1 protein-coding gene is annotated in these 351 nt (G+C 36.8%); it reads left to right on the top strand.

Annotated features, from left to right (window positions below):
• Positions 1–351, top strand: a 351-nt coding sequence (locus RCF13_RS14960; RefSeq protein WP_308141300.1) for an HTH domain-containing protein, incomplete at both ends; no start/stop codon positions are given.

The following is a 351-nucleotide window of genomic DNA, read 5'->3' as shown; positions in this document are numbered from 1 at the left end:
AAATTTCAAACAGCTTTAAAATTAGCCAAAGAAACAGATTTGAGCGCTGCGGAAATAGCGGAAAAAACAGGTGTGAATTACCAAACAGCTTATAGATATGTTAAAGCCAATAGAGCCAGTGCTGAGGAAATAGAAGAAGTTAAGAATCGGCAGAAAGAAAAACAAGCTCCTGTTACAACTTATCAGTTAACACCAGAGGAATTAGAGAAATATAGGCTAGACAAACCAAATGTTAATCCTGGACCAAAAGAGATAATCGAAACTGTAGCAACAACAGAGAAGTCGAAAATGGAGCCAATCATTGAAGAAAGACCGGTGAAAAAAGTAGAAATTCCTAAAGCAGATAATGGC

Source organism: Stenotrophomonas maltophilia group sp. RNC7 (genome assembly GCF_030910085.1).
Classification (GTDB): Bacteria; Pseudomonadota; Gammaproteobacteria; order Xanthomonadales; family Xanthomonadaceae; genus Stenotrophomonas; species Stenotrophomonas sepilia.
This window is presented reverse-complemented; position numbering and strand designations above follow the sequence as displayed.